The sequence below is a fragment of the Leptotrichia sp. OH3620_COT-345 genome, from assembly GCF_003932895.1.
Lineage (GTDB): Bacteria > Fusobacteriota > Fusobacteriia > Fusobacteriales > Leptotrichiaceae > Pseudoleptotrichia.
This window is the reverse complement of sequence record NZ_RQYW01000004.1, coordinates 85536-100185: the sequence shown is the minus strand read 5'-3', so window position 1 is coordinate 100185 and position 14650 is coordinate 85536. Positions and strand designations below refer to the sequence as shown.

Annotated in this window: 14 protein-coding genes; all 14 read left to right on the top strand. The window is 30.4% G+C overall.

What is annotated here, in order from left to right:
* Positions 1 to 36 precede the first annotated feature (36 nt).
* The 14 genes from EII29_RS03770 (at position 37) to EII29_RS03710 (ending at position 14623) form a co-directional block, all read left to right on the top strand.
* Positions 37 to 1389 (top strand): M18 family aminopeptidase, encoded by a 1353-nt coding sequence (locus EII29_RS03770; protein WP_125236210.1) that lies wholly within the window; start codon positions 37 to 39, stop codon positions 1387 to 1389.
* A 152-nt stretch (positions 1390 to 1541) separates the two neighbouring features.
* Positions 1542 to 2084: a chromate transporter gene (locus EII29_RS03765; RefSeq protein WP_125236209.1), complete on the top strand. Its 543-nt coding sequence runs from the start codon at positions 1542 to 1544 to the stop codon at positions 2082 to 2084.
* Positions 2054 to 2614 (top strand): chromate transporter, encoded by a 561-nt coding sequence (locus EII29_RS03760; RefSeq protein WP_125236208.1) that lies wholly within the window; start codon positions 2054 to 2056, stop codon positions 2612 to 2614. The genes EII29_RS03765 and EII29_RS03760 overlap by 31 nt, the downstream gene beginning before the upstream one ends.
* A 73-nt stretch (positions 2615 to 2687) precedes the next feature.
* Positions 2688 to 3464, top strand: a complete 777-nt coding sequence (locus tag EII29_RS03755) for a sulfite exporter TauE/SafE family protein (protein WP_125236207.1) — start codon at positions 2688 to 2690, stop codon at positions 3462 to 3464.
* 429 nt (positions 3465 to 3893) lie between these two features.
* A complete protein-coding gene (locus tag EII29_RS03750; protein WP_125236206.1) occupies positions 3894 to 4997 on the top strand; it encodes an ABC transporter ATP-binding protein in 1104 nt (367 codons plus the stop codon).
* Positions 4998 to 5009: 12 nt separating this feature from the next.
* Positions 5010 to 5870, top strand: a complete 861-nt coding sequence (locus tag EII29_RS03745; protein ID WP_125236259.1) for an ABC transporter permease — start codon at positions 5010 to 5012, stop codon at positions 5868 to 5870.
* Positions 5870 to 6661, top strand: a complete 792-nt coding sequence (locus EII29_RS03740) for an ABC transporter permease (RefSeq protein ID WP_125236205.1) — start codon at positions 5870 to 5872, stop codon at positions 6659 to 6661. The genes EII29_RS03745 and EII29_RS03740 overlap by 1 nt, the downstream gene beginning before the upstream one ends.
* A gap of 531 nt (positions 6662 to 7192) precedes the next feature.
* Positions 7193 to 7585, top strand: coding sequence for a hypothetical protein (locus tag EII29_RS12650; RefSeq protein WP_199726019.1), 393 nt, complete (start codon positions 7193 to 7195; stop codon positions 7583 to 7585).
* Positions 7561 to 8244, top strand: a complete 684-nt coding sequence (locus tag EII29_RS12645) for an extracellular solute-binding protein (RefSeq protein ID WP_368665474.1) — start codon at positions 7561 to 7563, stop codon at positions 8242 to 8244. The genes EII29_RS12650 and EII29_RS12645 overlap by 25 nt, the downstream gene beginning before the upstream one ends.
* A 574-nt stretch (positions 8245 to 8818) precedes the next feature.
* Entirely contained in the window at positions 8819 to 9841 is a 1023-nt protein-coding gene (locus EII29_RS03730; RefSeq protein ID WP_125236204.1) for an ABC transporter ATP-binding protein, read from the top strand.
* A gap of 1 nt (position 9842) precedes the next feature.
* Positions 9843 to 11540 (top strand): iron ABC transporter permease, encoded by a 1698-nt coding sequence (locus EII29_RS03725; protein WP_199726017.1) that lies wholly within the window; start codon positions 9843 to 9845, stop codon positions 11538 to 11540.
* Positions 11541 to 11578: 38 nt separating this feature from the next.
* Positions 11579 to 12451: a glycerophosphodiester phosphodiesterase family protein gene (locus tag EII29_RS03720; protein ID WP_125236202.1), complete on the top strand. Its 873-nt coding sequence runs from the start codon at positions 11579 to 11581 to the stop codon at positions 12449 to 12451.
* A 40-nt stretch (positions 12452 to 12491) separates the two neighbouring features.
* Entirely contained in the window at positions 12492 to 13490 is a 999-nt protein-coding gene (locus tag EII29_RS03715; RefSeq protein WP_125236201.1) for a LacI family DNA-binding transcriptional regulator, read from the top strand.
* 182 nt (positions 13491 to 13672) lie between these two features.
* The gene (locus EII29_RS03710) at positions 13673 to 14623 is read left to right on the top strand and encodes an ROK family protein (RefSeq protein ID WP_125236200.1); all 951 of its coding nucleotides are present in this window, start codon (positions 13673 to 13675) and stop codon (positions 14621 to 14623) included.
* Positions 14624 to 14650: the final 27 nt, after the last annotated feature.

Sequence of the window (14650 nt, the reverse complement as noted above, 5' to 3'; positions counted from 1 at the left end):
AAAAGTGGGATGAAATTGTAGGAAGGAGCATGTAAAATGATACACACAACTAAAGAAATAAAAGAGATGCAGAGAAAATTTGTAGATATGGAAGTCAAAAGTTTTGCAAGAGAAGTTATTGAATTTATTGATGACAGTCCCAGTACATATCATGTAGTTAAAAATTGTTCGGTTATCTTAGAAGAAAACGGCTTTGAAAGACTATATCCTAAAAGTAAATGGGAATTGAAAAAAGGCGGAAAATATTATGTGAAAAGATCAAATTCAACCATAATAGCATTTACGCTCGGTGGAGATATAAATTTGAAAAAAGGTTTTAAAATATTCGGTTCTCATACCGATTCGCCATGTTTCAGAATTAAGCCCAGACCTGAAATGATAACTGAAAATATAATAAGACTTAATACGGAAGTTTATGGCGGAGCAATATTAAGTACCTGGTTTGACAGACCTTTGTCAATAGCGGGAAGAGTGATTGTTAGAAGTAATGATTTATTTATGCCGAAAACGGTAACGATAAAAATAGACAAACCTTTGATGATAATACCGAATTTAGCAATACATCAGAACAGAGAAGTAAATAATGGAGTAAAAATAGATAAACAGAATGATACATTACCTATACTCGGATTGATAAATAATGAGCTGGAAAAGGATAATTATTTATTAAATTTGATTTTAAGTGAAACAGACATAAAAAAAGAAGATATACTTGATTTTGACTTATTTGTATATACTCTTGAAAAAGGCTCTTTACTTGGAGTAAATGAGGAATTTATTTCTGCACCCAAACTGGATAATCTTGTATCGGTTTATGCGGGATTACTCGGACTTATAGAAGCTGAAGATGTCCACGATCAGATAAATGTTTTCGTAGGATTTGATAATGAGGAAATAGGAAGCATGACAAAACAGGGAGCCGATTCCAATTATCTTATGAATACTCTTGAAAGGATAATGTGTTCTTTAGGTTATGGCAGAAGTGAATTTTTACAGGCTCTCCAATGTTCATTTCTGTTATCGGCGGATGGAGCACATGCAGCTCATCCTGCACACATGGAAAAAACGGATCCTACAAGTAGAGGTAGAATAAATGAGGGATTATCCGTAAAAATAAGTGCCAACCAAAGTTACACTTCTGACGGATTTTCAATAGCGGTATTAAAACAGATAATAGAAGGTACCGACATTAAAATACAGCCTTTTGTAAATCAATCCAACGAAAGAGGCGGGAGTACAATAGGACCTATTTCTTCGACTCATTTGGACATAGATGCTATAGATCTCGGAGTTCCTATGCTTGCCATGCATTCAGTTAGAGAACTGTGCGGGATATATGATGTGTTTTATTTGAAAGAGCTCGGGAAAGAGTTTTTCAATAAAAATTAATATCGGTAAGATAAGAAAAAAGTTGATTGCAAGATGAATATATCAAATTGAATTAATAGTAAAAAAATATAAAAATATAATAATGAAAATTATTGATTTATATGGTATCTGGCTATAGAACCGTGATTTGGAAGAAAATAATAAGGAGTATAATGAGAATATATTTTGAGCTGTTCTGGATATTTTTTAAAATAGGTGCATTTACTCTTGGTGGAGGTTATGCAATGGTTCCTCTTATCCAAAATGAAATCGTAGATAAGAAAAAGTGGATAGAGAAAGAGGAATTTATAAGTCTGCTTGCATTAGCACAGTCTGCTCCCGGAGTTTTAGCAATAAATATGGCAGTATTTGCAGGGTTTAAAATAAAAAAATATTTAGGAATGTTTGTAACGGTTTTAGGAGCGGTTTTACCTGCTTTTCTGGTAATATGGCTGTTAGCTTCCCTGTTCAGTAATTTTCAGGACAATATCTATGTAATAAAGGCATTTAAAGCAATAAGACCTATGGTAGCTGCCCTTATCGGTGCAAGTGTTTACACTATAGGCAAACAAGCAGGAATAAACAAAATAACTGTATTTATCGTTTTGGCAATTGCTATATCAGTTTCTTATTTTAAATTTCCTCCTATACTTATAATTATTTCAGGAGCAGTAGCAGGTAATGTATGGATGATATTTCAGAAAGGGGAGAAATAAATTTGGAAACTTTATGGGTATTATTCATTACTTTTTTTAAAATAGGCCTTTTCAGTTTTGGAGGAGGATATGCTATTTTACCTTTAATACAGAAGGAAGTAGTCGAGGTACATAGTTGGATTACAGTTCCTGAGTTTACTGATATTGTGGCGGTTTCACAAGTGACTCCCGGTCCTATATCGATAAATGCTTCTACATATGTAGGTTATCTTGTGACGGGGAATGCGGTCGGAGCTGCAGTCGCAACTATCGGTCTTATAACTCCATCCCTTATAATAATGACAATATTCAGTATGTTTTTTTTGAAATTTAAGGATAATAAATATATAAGCAGAGCTTTTAAAGGCTTGCGGGTGGTAGTCGTAGGGCTTATATTATCTGCGACTTTACTTTTAATGGACAGAAAAAATTTCATTGATATAAAAAGTTTTATAATATTCGGAATAACAATGACGGTATTTTTGAAATGGAAAATAAACCCCATTATTATAACGGTTATAGTTGCTTTGATGGGAGTTCTGATTTACTGACAGGAAGGGAAGGAGAAAGGTATGGGAGTAGTTGTGTGTGTAGAGAAAACAATACTCTTAGTACGAAAATAAAATGATAATTTTAATATATACAGCTGTTATATTTGCTGCAACTACACTCGGAGCAATTTCAGGACTTGGAGGAGGAGTGGTAATAAAACCTCTTTTTGATATGGTAGGGTTTCATACTATGAGTGAAATAGGTTTTTATTCATCAGTTGCGGTATTTACAATGAGTATTGTATCAATATTTAAACAGATGAAAAACGGTTTCGGATTTCATATAAAAGTTATTTTCTGGATTTCTTTCGGTTCATTAATAGGAGGGTTGGTAGGAGAAAGTATTTTCAATAAATTTGCGAACTTATATGAAAATGGAACAGTAAAAACTGTTCAGGCCGGAATGCTAGGACTTACTCTTGTATGTATATTAATTTATACTTTTAACAAAAGTAAGATAAAATCTTATCGTATGAAAAATATTTTTTCTATTTTCATAGCGGGATTTTTCTTAGGAACAGTATCGGTATTTTTAGGAATAGGAGGAGGACCTTTAAATGTTGCTCTGTTAATGTTTCTATTTTCCTATACTATGAAAGAAGCTACTGTTTATTCTATAGCTACAATATTTTTTGCACAGATATCAAAGCTGGGAAGTGTTATTTTTTCAAATAAAATACATTCCTATAATCTCTTTTTTATCCCGTTTATATGTATTTCCGCAGTGGCGGGAGGTTTTATCGGAACAATGATTAATCAAAAACTGGATAGCGGGAAAATAGAAAAATTTTATATAGCTTTAATAACGGCATTATTGTTTGTATCACTATATAATGTATTTACAGGATAATTTTTAAAAATATTATTTATAGAAATTACAGAAAATGACTTAAAAATAATAGAGTCATTTTTAATGGAAATAGCATGAAATTTTTTCTTGATGTTATTTAATCTGCTGATTCACTTATAAATAAAGTGAAATTAAAATAAAATATTTTTCAGAAATATTACAATAAAAAAATATAGAAAAAATAATAAATTGATGAAGATAATAATAATTTATATATTTTTTAAAATGAATAAAATTATAAAGGAAATGTAATTGGATAAAAATACTGAAAAATAAAGGAAAAAGAAAAATAAAAAAATAACTTTTAATATTTTTTCAAATGTATATAAAATTCAGAAATAATATGATATAATCAGAGAAGTTTGTAAAATACAAACTTCTTTTTAAGTTAAAAAAATTAATAAAGTTAGGAGTTGAAAGGAGAAAACATTGAAAAAAAATCTTGAAATTAAGAATGTAGGAAAAACATTCGGAAAAGAAGAAATCTTAAAAAATATCAATATTGAAATAAAAAAAGGAGAATTTTTTTCATTATTAGGACCGTCAGGTTGCGGTAAAACGACATTGTTGAGAATGATTGCAGGATTTATAAGACCTGATAAAGGCTCTATTTCTATAAATGGAGAAGTTATAGATCATCTGAACCCTAATCAGAGAAACGTAAACACGGTTTTTCAAAACTATGCACTGTTTCCGAATATGACTGTATTTGAAAATGTTGCATTTCCTTTGAAAATAAAGAAAGCATCTAAAAAAGAAATTGAAAGGGAAGTGTTGAAATATTTGGAATTGGTCGGGTTACAGGAACATAAAAATAAAATGCCTTCAAATCTTTCAGGGGGTCAGAAACAGAGAGTATCTATAGCAAGGGCATTAATCAGCAAACCGGATGTATTACTGCTTGACGAACCACTTTCAGCACTTGATGCAAAATTAAGACAGAAATTACTTATAGAACTTGACACCATTCATGATGAAGTAGGTATAACATTTGTATTTGTAACTCATGATCAGGAAGAGGCACTAAGTGTATCGGATAGAATAGCTGTTATGAATAAAGGGGAAGTTCTGCAAATAGGGACACCTAATGAAATATATGAAATGCCGGCGGACGGTTTTGTTGCGGACTTTATCGGAGAGACCAACTTTATAGAGGGAAGAGTAACTGAAGTATATGATAAATACGGATATGCTGAAAATGATGAATTAGGAAGATTTAAAATAGAACTTGATAAACCTGTTAAAATAGGAGATAAAGTAAAATTGACACTAAGGCCTGAAAAAATAAAAGTTGATACTGAACCGAGATATACTGACAATGATAATTATAAAGTGATTAAAGGAACTGTAGATGAAGTTATATATACGGGATTTCAGAGTAAACTGTTTATAAAAGTCGACGGCGCAAACAGAATAATCAATGCTTATGATCAGCATAGAAAATTTTTGACTGAAGAGGAACTGTTTGAATGGAAAGAAAAAGTTTATTTTTACTGGCATTATGAAGATGCTTATTTAGTGGAGGTGAACTAATTGACAAAAAAAATGGATCTTAAAATCAATGAAAAAAAAGACTTTTTTAAATGGATGTATTATTTGCCTCTTACTTTCTGGATGACTTTATTTTTCGGATTCCCTACATTGATTATAATATATTTCAGTTTCCTGAAAAAAGGTGCTTATGGCGGAATTGCCATGCCTCTAAAACATACAGCGACAGCATACAAGACATTGTTTACTTCAAGTGATGTAATAAAAGTAGTAATAAAAACATTAAATATATCAATATGGATAACGGCTATTACATTACTCTTGGCTGTACCGACAGCATATTATATATCCAGATCAAAATTTAAAAATTTTTGGCTTTTGCTTATAGTAATACCTTTTTGGACAAATTTTCTTGTAAGGATATTTTCTTTTATTGCCATACTTGGAAACAACGGGATAATAAATCAGCTTTTAATGAAAATATTCGGGCTTAAAACTCCGTTGTCTTTGTTATATAATAAATATGCCGTAATAATAATAAGTGTATATGTATTCCTTCCTTATGCCATACTACCTTTATATTCAGCTATAGAGAAATTTGATTTTTCATTACTTGATGCAGCGAGTGATTTGGGGGCGAATAAATTTCAGGCATTACTTAGAGTTTTTATACCGGGAATAAAATCGGGAATTGTGACGGCAATAGTATTTACATTTGTTCCTGCAATAGGATCATATGCTGTACCTGACCTTGTAGGAGGGACTGATGGTATAATGCTCGGAAACATAATAGCAAGCAGAATGTTTCAATTAAGGGATTGGCCTGTAGCTTCTGCAATTTCAATAATATTCATAGTCATAACGACTTTTGGGGTGTGGCTGTCAATGAAAATGGAAAAGGAGGAAGAGAAATAATGAATGAAAAAAGAAGAATTTCCCTATTTTTCTTTGTACTTGTAATGATATTTTTTTATTTACCGATAGTTATGCTTGTAACACTGTCATTTAACAGCTCTAAGAGTTTTGCATGGAGTGGATTTTCTTTAAAATGGTATGCAGAACTTTTTCAGAAATCTCCTGATTTATGGCAGGCTTTTGGAAGAAGTCTTATAATAGGTGTAACTTCTTCTCTATTTTCCGTATTAGTAGCAACTTTCGGTGCAATAGCAATAAAATGGTATAATTCCAAGCTAAAAAATTATGTAAAATTTTTAAATTATATTCCGCTGATACTGCCTGACCTTATAATAGGAGTTTCACTACTTATTTTCTTTAATATGCAAGTAGGGCTATATAAAGGGGTAGAATTGGGGATGATGACCATTTTTATTGCTCATACTACATTTAATATTCCATTTTCGTTATTTATAATAATGGCAAGACTTGACGAATTTGATTATTCCATAGTTGAAGCATCAAGAGATTTAGGAGCGAATGAAATACAAACATTGATAAAAGTAGTGCTACCATCGATGATGCCGGGGATTGTTTCAGCTTTTTTAATGGCTATGACTCTTTCTCTTGATGACTTTGTAATTACGAGCTTTGTTACGGGAACTAATTCAAATACACTTCCTGTACAGATATATTCTATGATTAAGTTTGGAGTATCTCCCGTAATAAATGCTTTGTCAACGATACTTATTATAGGAACAATAGTTCTTTCATTATCAAGCAGAAAATTACAAAAGTATATGTTAAGTTAACTTTTTTTATGAGGGTATACTGCCCTCTTTTTATTATATTTAAAAAAATTCAGGAATGAATGTAAAAGATCATTGTTCAATTAAAGCAAATTTGTATTTTTTGGTGAATGGAGTGTTCAAAATAAAAATATAAGTTTATAATTTGAATTTAAATAAATTGGGTAATAGGTTCAAAAACATCAGGAGCAAAAGGGGCAAAAGTAAAAATAGTAGTATTGTTAGTATGGGATTCAGTAAATAAAAGGTCGGTACCTGAAGAAAGGGAAAATTTATAGAATATGCTCATGAACTAATACATATTCATTGATTTATTTCTGTAAAATTTGAATGTAGGAAGAAATTTAAAAAAGTGTCAAACTAAAAGTATTGACAAAAAGAAAAATTGAGGTATACTTAAATTGAAATCATAATGTAATGGATTACATTAATATTGAATATGCATATTTAAAATGAAATATAAATAAATTTTAAGTATACATGAAATTGTTATATAATTCATTAAAATAAAATTTATTATAAGGAGAGTGTGTGATGAAACAAAAATGGATGTTAATTTTAAGTTTATTAAGTCTAGTATTTTTAGTAAGTTGTGGAGGAAAAGAGGATGGAAAAACAGGAGAGGAAAATAAAAAAGGCGGCAATGAAACTTTAGTTGTTTACTCAAATTCATTAACTGACGGAAGAGGAGAATGGCTGAAAGAAAAAGCGAAAGAAGCCGGATTTGAACTTGAATTTGTGGATGCAGGGGGAGGAGAAATAACAAACAGACTTATAGCGGAAAAAAATAATCCTATTGCGGATATAGTATTTGGTCCGAATCAGATGGATTTTTCAAATCTGAAAAAAGAAAATCTGCTTGAACAATACGTTCCGAAATGGGCTGCGGAAGTGACTGAAGGATTGAACGATATTATCATGCCATAGTAAAACAAGCAATAGTTATGGTTTATGGATTAAATCAATATGATGAAAATAATGCTCCAAAAGACTGGCTAGATCTTCCGGCGAATTTTAAAGGAAAATATGAAGTTCCATCAGGACTGGGGAGAGGTACAACAAGAGTTGTAATTTCCGGAATACTTACAAGATATAGAGATGAGAACGGAGATTTCGGAATTTCTGAAGAAGGATGGAAAACAATAGGAGAATATTTTAAAAATGGAGTGCCTTCTGTAAAAGGAGAAGATCTGTTTTCAAAAATAGCTGATAAAAAAATCGGAATGGGACAGATATGGTCAAGCGGTATAGCCGGAAGAGAGGAACAGTATAATGTTAAAGTAGGAATAGTAAGACCTGAAGTGGGAGTACCTTTTGTGATAGAAGGTTTCGGTATTGTAAAAGGAACTAAGAAACTTGAAAAAGCAAAAGCTTTTGTAGAATGGTTCGGTTCACCTGAAATACAGGCTGAATGGTCCAAACAGTTTACAAGCATGCCTGCAAATACAAAAGCACTTGCTATGGCAGATCCTAAAATAATAGAATTTGAAAAGTCATTTATTAAAAAGCAGGAGATAGATTGGGAATTTGTATCGGAAAATATAAATAAATGGATTGAAAAAATTGAACTTCAAATATTGCAATAGTTTTTTGTGAGGGCTATTACTGCCCTCATACTTCTGTTACAGATTGCGAAATTTTTACTCCTTAAAAACATTCATTATGACTGGAAAAAAGTAAATTCAATGTACTCAGATAGCTATTTTCCCGATTGATATAATTTCATACTTTTTCGGAAAATTTTAAATATTGAAAAATTGGGAATTATATAAAATAATTTTAAATGAAGAGTATAATTAAACTGTGATTATAATAGAAATATAAAAGTAAAATATTAATTTAAAATTCTGGCATTCAAATTATTTCAATAAAAAATATGTGAATTAATGTAGAGAAAAATTATTGTTTGGGTAGAGTAAGTTTGTAATTTTTTGATAAAAAAATAATTTGAGTTGACAGTTTTTGTCAAACTTTTTACAAAAAAACTTGAGTATTCTTGTCAAGTTTTTTTAAAAAGTGCAGGAAGTAAATTGGAAAAAGTTTTGAAAAATTAGGAGAAAAAATTAAAAATAAAAGGGAGGCAGGGAGATTACTCTCCCTGAATGTTTATATATATTTAATAAGAAAATGAAAAAACTTTTAATTAAGGAGAAATACATAATGATTGATTTTAAAAATATAGAAATAAAATTTGGAGATTTTGTTGCCATACCTGACTTGACAATGACAATAAACGAGGGAGAATTTTTTACTTTACTCGGTCCGTCCGGATGTGGAAAAACAACTACATTGAGAAGTCTGGTCGGATTTATAATTCCGACAAAAGGAAAAATTTTTATAGAAGGTGAAGATATAACGGATGTATCTGTTGAAGAAAGAGAAATTGGAATGGTTTTTCAAAGCTATGCTTTATTTCCTACAATGACAGTATATGAAAATATTGCATTTGGTCTTAGAGTGAGAAAAGAAAAAAAGGAAGATATTGATAAAAAAGTAAAGGATATAGCTGAAAAAGTAGATTTAAACGAAGTACAGCTGAGGAAAAAAGTATCAGAACTGTCGGGAGGGCAGCAGCAGAGAGTTGCCATTGCAAGAGCTCTTATATTAAAGCCAAAAATACTGGTATTGGATGAACCCCTTTCCAATTTGGATGCCAAGCTTCGTATTCAGCTTAGAAATGAATTGAAAGAACTTCAGAAAAAATTCGGAATAACTACAATTTATGTAACTCATGATCAGGAAGAGGCACTTACTTTATCTGACAGGATAGCGGTATTTAATAGAGGAATAGTTGAACAAATAGGAACGCCTTTTGAAATATATAATAGATCAAAAACTGAATTTGTATGTAATTTTATAGGGGATATAAATAAAATTGACAGGAAACTGCTCAAAAAATTTAATGAAATTTCAGGAACTTCTTATAACACGGATAAAGACGGGTATATAAGAATTGAAAGAATAAATACTATTGTTAGTGATAATTCTGAGAATTATATAAAAATAAAAGGAAAAGTAATTGATAAGGAATTTTACGGAATGTTCACAAAATATATGTTTGAAACTGAGGGACATAAAATTAAAACTCTTGAAAAAGATGACGGAAAACGGGATTATGAAATAGGAAGTGTAGTTGATTTATATATAAATAAAAATGACATTTTACAGTATGAGGGGGACTAAAATGAAAAATAAAAAAATATTGTCTCCAAAACTTTTTTCATATATAATGTATGTTTTAATTATATGGTTTGCAATTACATTTTTAATTTATCCCAATCTGAACATATTAAAAGTTATATTTTTTCAAAATGGAACTTTTAAAACTGATTCTGTCCAGAAACTTTTTTCATCTCCACGAGCTGTGAAAAGTTTGAAGAACAGTTTTATATTAGCAACGACATTGCTGTTCACGGTTAATTTTATAGGAATATTTTTAGTTCTTGTCATAGATTATTTCGATGTGAAAGGTGCAAAAATTTTAAAATTAGGATACATGACTACACTTATATATGGAGGAGTGGTACTGGCTTCAGGATATAAATTTGTATATGGAGCAAACGGTATAATAACAGGGACATTAGTTAAAATATTTCCGGGAATGAATCCGAACTGGTTTGAAGGCTACGGAGCCGTGGCATTTATTATGACTTTTGCCGTTACTTCAAATCATGTGATATTTCTTTCAAATGCTATAAAAAAAATAGATTACTCTACAATTGAAGCGGCAAAAAATATGGGAGCATCTCAGTTTTATATATTACGTAAAGTAGTTCTTCCTGTACTGAAACCGACAATATATGCTATTACAGTTTTACTTTATATTACAGGGCTTGGAGCAACATCAGCACCTTTGATTGTTGGAGGGAAAAACTTTCAGACTATAGGTCCTATGATATTGACTTTTTCTCAAACCGTAACTTCAAGGGATTTGGCTGCAGTTCTGGCATTGGTACTTGGAATAGCCACTTTGATTTTATTGTCCTTTATGATTTATTTCGAAAAGAAAGGGAATTTTATGTCTGTTTCCAAAACAAAATCAGTAATTGTGAAACAGAAAATAAATAATCCGGTTATTAATATTTTAGTACATATAGTGGCATATATACTTTTTCTTATATATATAATTCCTGTAATTTTTGTCATATTATTTTCATTCACAAATTCCAAGAGTATATCTACAGGAGTTATAACAGGATTTACTTTACAGAATTATATCGATGTGTTTTCAAATATAACAGTACTGAAACCTTTTGTTACAAGTATTATCTATTCGGCAGGAGCTTCAGTAATAGTTGTCATTTTAACATTGGCAGTATCAAGAATACTTCACAAGTATAAAAATAAATGGTCGCTAATACTTGAATATGTAATGCTTATTCCTTGGATTTTACCTGCAACATTAATTGCAATAGGACTTATTACAGCTTTTGATAGGAAAAATCCTCTCGTTTTTGGAAATATACTTACAGGAACGGTGTGGATTTTACTTATTGCTTATGTAATAGTAAAAATACCGTTTTCACTTAGAATGTTGAAAGCTACATTTTTCAGTATTGATAATGAATTGGAAGAAGCAGCTACAAGTTTGGGAGCGGATACTTTTTATACTTTCAGAAAAGTTATTTTCCCTATCATCCTTCCGTCAACTATGGCAATTCTTGCATTAAATTTCAACAGTCTTCTTGCAGATTATGATTTAACGGTATTTCTGTATCATCCTTTGTTAAGAACGCTTGGAATTGTTATAAGAAGCAGTACCGATGCTACACAGACACTAAAGGACACTCAGGCTATTGCCCTTGTTTATTCGGTAGTACTGATGATAATAGCTTCAACGACTTTATATTTCATCTACGGAAGAAATGAAAGAGAAAAATAAAAATTATGTATATAGTTATTTAAGAAAGGTGAAAAAAATTGGAAAAAGAAAAAATGTTTGGCAAAAAAGAATATTCAACAATAAATGAACTATTAAACAAAAAAATAAATGAAAAAAAAATCCTTATAGCAGTACATAGAGGAACATCAGGAGGAAACATAATTGAAAATACTCTGCCTGCATACAAGGCATCGCTACTGTCAGGAGGCGATATAATAGAAATAGATGTTATAAAGTCAATTGACGGGATTTATTATGCATTTCATGACGGAAATGAAAAAAGGCTTCTCAATAAGAGAAAAAATATAAAGGAAATGTCTTCAAAAGAAATAGAAAAAAAGAGTTTTAATAACAGTATAGGAGAAAATACAGGATATAAAATCGAAAGACTGGATACAGTTTTAAAATATTTTGAAGGAAAAGATGTGTTAATAAATATTGACAGAGCATGGGAGTATTTTGAAGATTTACTTATATTTTTTGATAAATACGATATAAAAAAACAGTTGATAATAAAAAGTGCTCCTAAAAAGGAATATTTTGAGATTTTTAGAAAACATAAAGTAAAATATATGTATATGCCTATAGTTAAGACGGAAAAAGATGTAGAACTGACGTTGTATTATAAGCAAGTAAATGCTGTAGGATTTGAACTTATAGCCGAAAATGAAAAATCTGTATTTTTTAAAGATGAATACATAAAAAAGCTTCAAAGTGAGGGATATTTTATATGGGTAAATTCTATAAAATTAAATGATGTGACTAATCTATATGCAGGATATGACGACAATAAAGCTATACTTGAAGGATTTGAAAAAAGTTGGGGAGTTCTTATAAATAAAGGCATAAATATTATCCAGACAGACTGGCCGTCATTACTTTCAGAATATATAAAGAAATTAAAAAAATAATTTCAATACAAAAATAACAGGACTTGGAATAAGGTGAATTATGAATATAAAAGAAGTTGCGTGTAAAGCGGGAGTTTCAGTAGCAACGGTATCAAGAGTTTTAAATAAAAGTGAAAAAGTATCTTTTGAAACTGAAAAAAAAGTAAGAGCTGTAATAAAAAAAATGAATTATTTTCCGAATATAAATGCAAAAATATTGCGTGAAAACAGAAGCAAAGTAATTTTGATATGTGTTCCGGATATTACGAATATAATTTACAGTCAGATCATAAAGGGAGTACTGGATTATCTGAAACGGAACGGATACAGCGGGATGATACATATTCCTCATAATAAATTCGACAGAAGATACAGTGGAGCAGATGATATAAAGGAATACATATATTTTCTGGAAACAAAAAAAATTGACGGAATAATATTTATTACATCGTCAATTAATCAGCAGGATTATGTTGAGTTGAACAGAAAATACAATGTAATGACATGCTCCGAATATTATGATGATGACACTCTGGAAACTGTAGGGATAGATCAGTCAGAGGCAATGTACAGACTAATTAGGTATCTGTATGAAATAAAAAAAGTAGAAAAGCCTGTATATTATACTTGGAAAGATCCTACAGGAACATCTAAAAGACGTTTGGCGGGATACATTAAATATTTGAAAGAAAAAAACATAAAAAATGTAAAAAAATTTTATAAAAAAATGGATTCTAAAAAAACAAGTATTTTTTTAGAGCAATTTAAAAAAGAACTTGAAAATAATATGGAAATTGATGCTATTATTCTGAACAGTGATTTTTATGCCGTATTTGCAGAAAAAATAATAAAAAAATTGAATAGAGAAATACTTGTTGCAAGCTTTGACGGAACACAGCTCCTTGATATGGCTTTAAGTAAAATAGTACATATAAAGCAGCCTTTTGAAAAAATGGGAGAAAAAAGCGCTGAAGCTCTTCTGAAAAAAATGGAAGGAAAAAAATTTGAAAAAAAAATATATTTGAAGTATGATTTAATTGATGAAGAAAAGTTAAAATAAAAATAAATATAAAAAATTATTAGATATTTTTCTCTAAAAACCGGTAATTCTATTATGAAATTATATTTTTTGACAGTTAAAAAATTTTATAGTGATTGAAAATTTTCCATAAATAAGGTAAACTAAGTAGTAAGAAACAAAATATAATAATAGACAGGAAATTTCAAGGAGGTCATATTTTTATGAATTACTATGTAGGTATGGATTTGGGGGGGACAAATACAAAAATAGGTCTTGTTGATGAAGGTGGAAACATAATTTTTACAACAATAGTAAAAACTGAATCTATGGAGGGATTTGAAAAAACTGTTGAAAGATTGTCCAAAATATTAATTGAACAAATTAAGGGAAGCAATATCAACTTTGATGATGTTAAAGGAGTAGGATTGGGAGTACCGGGTCCTGTAGTGAAAGAAAGAGTAGTAAAATTTTGGGCAAATTTTCCGTGGCCAAGAGAGGTAGATCTTGCAGCAGAATTTGAAAAACATCTGAACAAAAAAGTAAAAGTAGATAATGATGTAAATGTCATAACTTTAGGAGAAATGTGGAAAGGTGCGGCACAAGGTTATAAAAATGTACTCGGTCTTGCTATAGGTACAGGAATTGGAGGAGGAATTATTACTGATTCAAAACTTGTAAGTGGTAAAAATGGAGCAGGGGGAGAAGTAGGTCATACTAAAGTTGAAAAAGAAGGTAAACTTTGCGGTTGTGGTCAAAACGGCTGCTGGGAAGCTTATGCTTCAGCTACAGGTCTCATAAGGGAAGCTGAAAGCAGACTGACTGTTCATAAAAATAACAAACTTTATGAAAAAGTTACTTCAATGGGAAGAAGCCTTGAAGCAAAGGACATATTTGATGCTGCAAAAGAAGGAGATGAATTTTCATTAAATCTTGTAGATTATGAAGCTGAATATATTGCTTTAGGACTTGGAAATTTGCTGAATATACTTGATCCTGAAATAATAGTCATAGGAGGTGGAGTTTCCCTTGCAGGAAAAATACTATTTGACAAAGTAAATGAAAAGCTTAAAAAATATGCCTTGAGTTCTACTATTGAGGGACTTAAAATATTGCCTGCACAGCTGGGAAATGATGCAGGGATAATAGGAGCGGCATATTTAGGAATGAATTAAAAATTAAAAGGAAATTTTAAGAAAATT

Bases quoted from the DNA above. Each gene is read 5' to 3' on its own strand.
- EII29_RS03745 (WP_125236259.1), top strand. From the start codon at position 5,010: ATGGATCTTAAAATCAATGAAAAAAAAGACTTTTTTAAATGGATGTAT.
- EII29_RS03760 (WP_125236208.1), top strand. From the start codon at position 2,054: ATGGATGATATTTCAGAAAGGGGAGAAATAAATTTGGAAACTTTATGG.
- EII29_RS03755 (WP_125236207.1), top strand. From the start codon at position 2,688: ATGATAATTTTAATATATACAGCTGTTATATTTGCTGCAACTACACTC.
- EII29_RS12650 (WP_199726019.1), top strand. From the start codon at position 7,193: ATGAAACAAAAATGGATGTTAATTTTAAGTTTATTAAGTCTAGTATTT.
- EII29_RS03740 (WP_125236205.1), top strand. From the start codon at position 5,870: ATGAATGAAAAAAGAAGAATTTCCCTATTTTTCTTTGTACTTGTAATG.
- EII29_RS03770 (WP_125236210.1), top strand. From the start codon at position 37: ATGATACACACAACTAAAGAAATAAAAGAGATGCAGAGAAAATTTGTA.
- EII29_RS03765 (WP_125236209.1), top strand. From the start codon at position 1,542: ATGAGAATATATTTTGAGCTGTTCTGGATATTTTTTAAAATAGGTGCA.
- EII29_RS03730 (WP_125236204.1), top strand. From the start codon at position 8,819: ATGATTGATTTTAAAAATATAGAAATAAAATTTGGAGATTTTGTTGCC.
- EII29_RS03710 (WP_125236200.1), top strand. From the start codon at position 13,673: ATGAATTACTATGTAGGTATGGATTTGGGGGGGACAAATACAAAAATA.
- EII29_RS03715 (WP_125236201.1), top strand. From the start codon at position 12,492: ATGAATATAAAAGAAGTTGCGTGTAAAGCGGGAGTTTCAGTAGCAACG.
- EII29_RS03725 (WP_199726017.1), top strand. From the start codon at position 9,843: ATGAAAAATAAAAAAATATTGTCTCCAAAACTTTTTTCATATATAATG.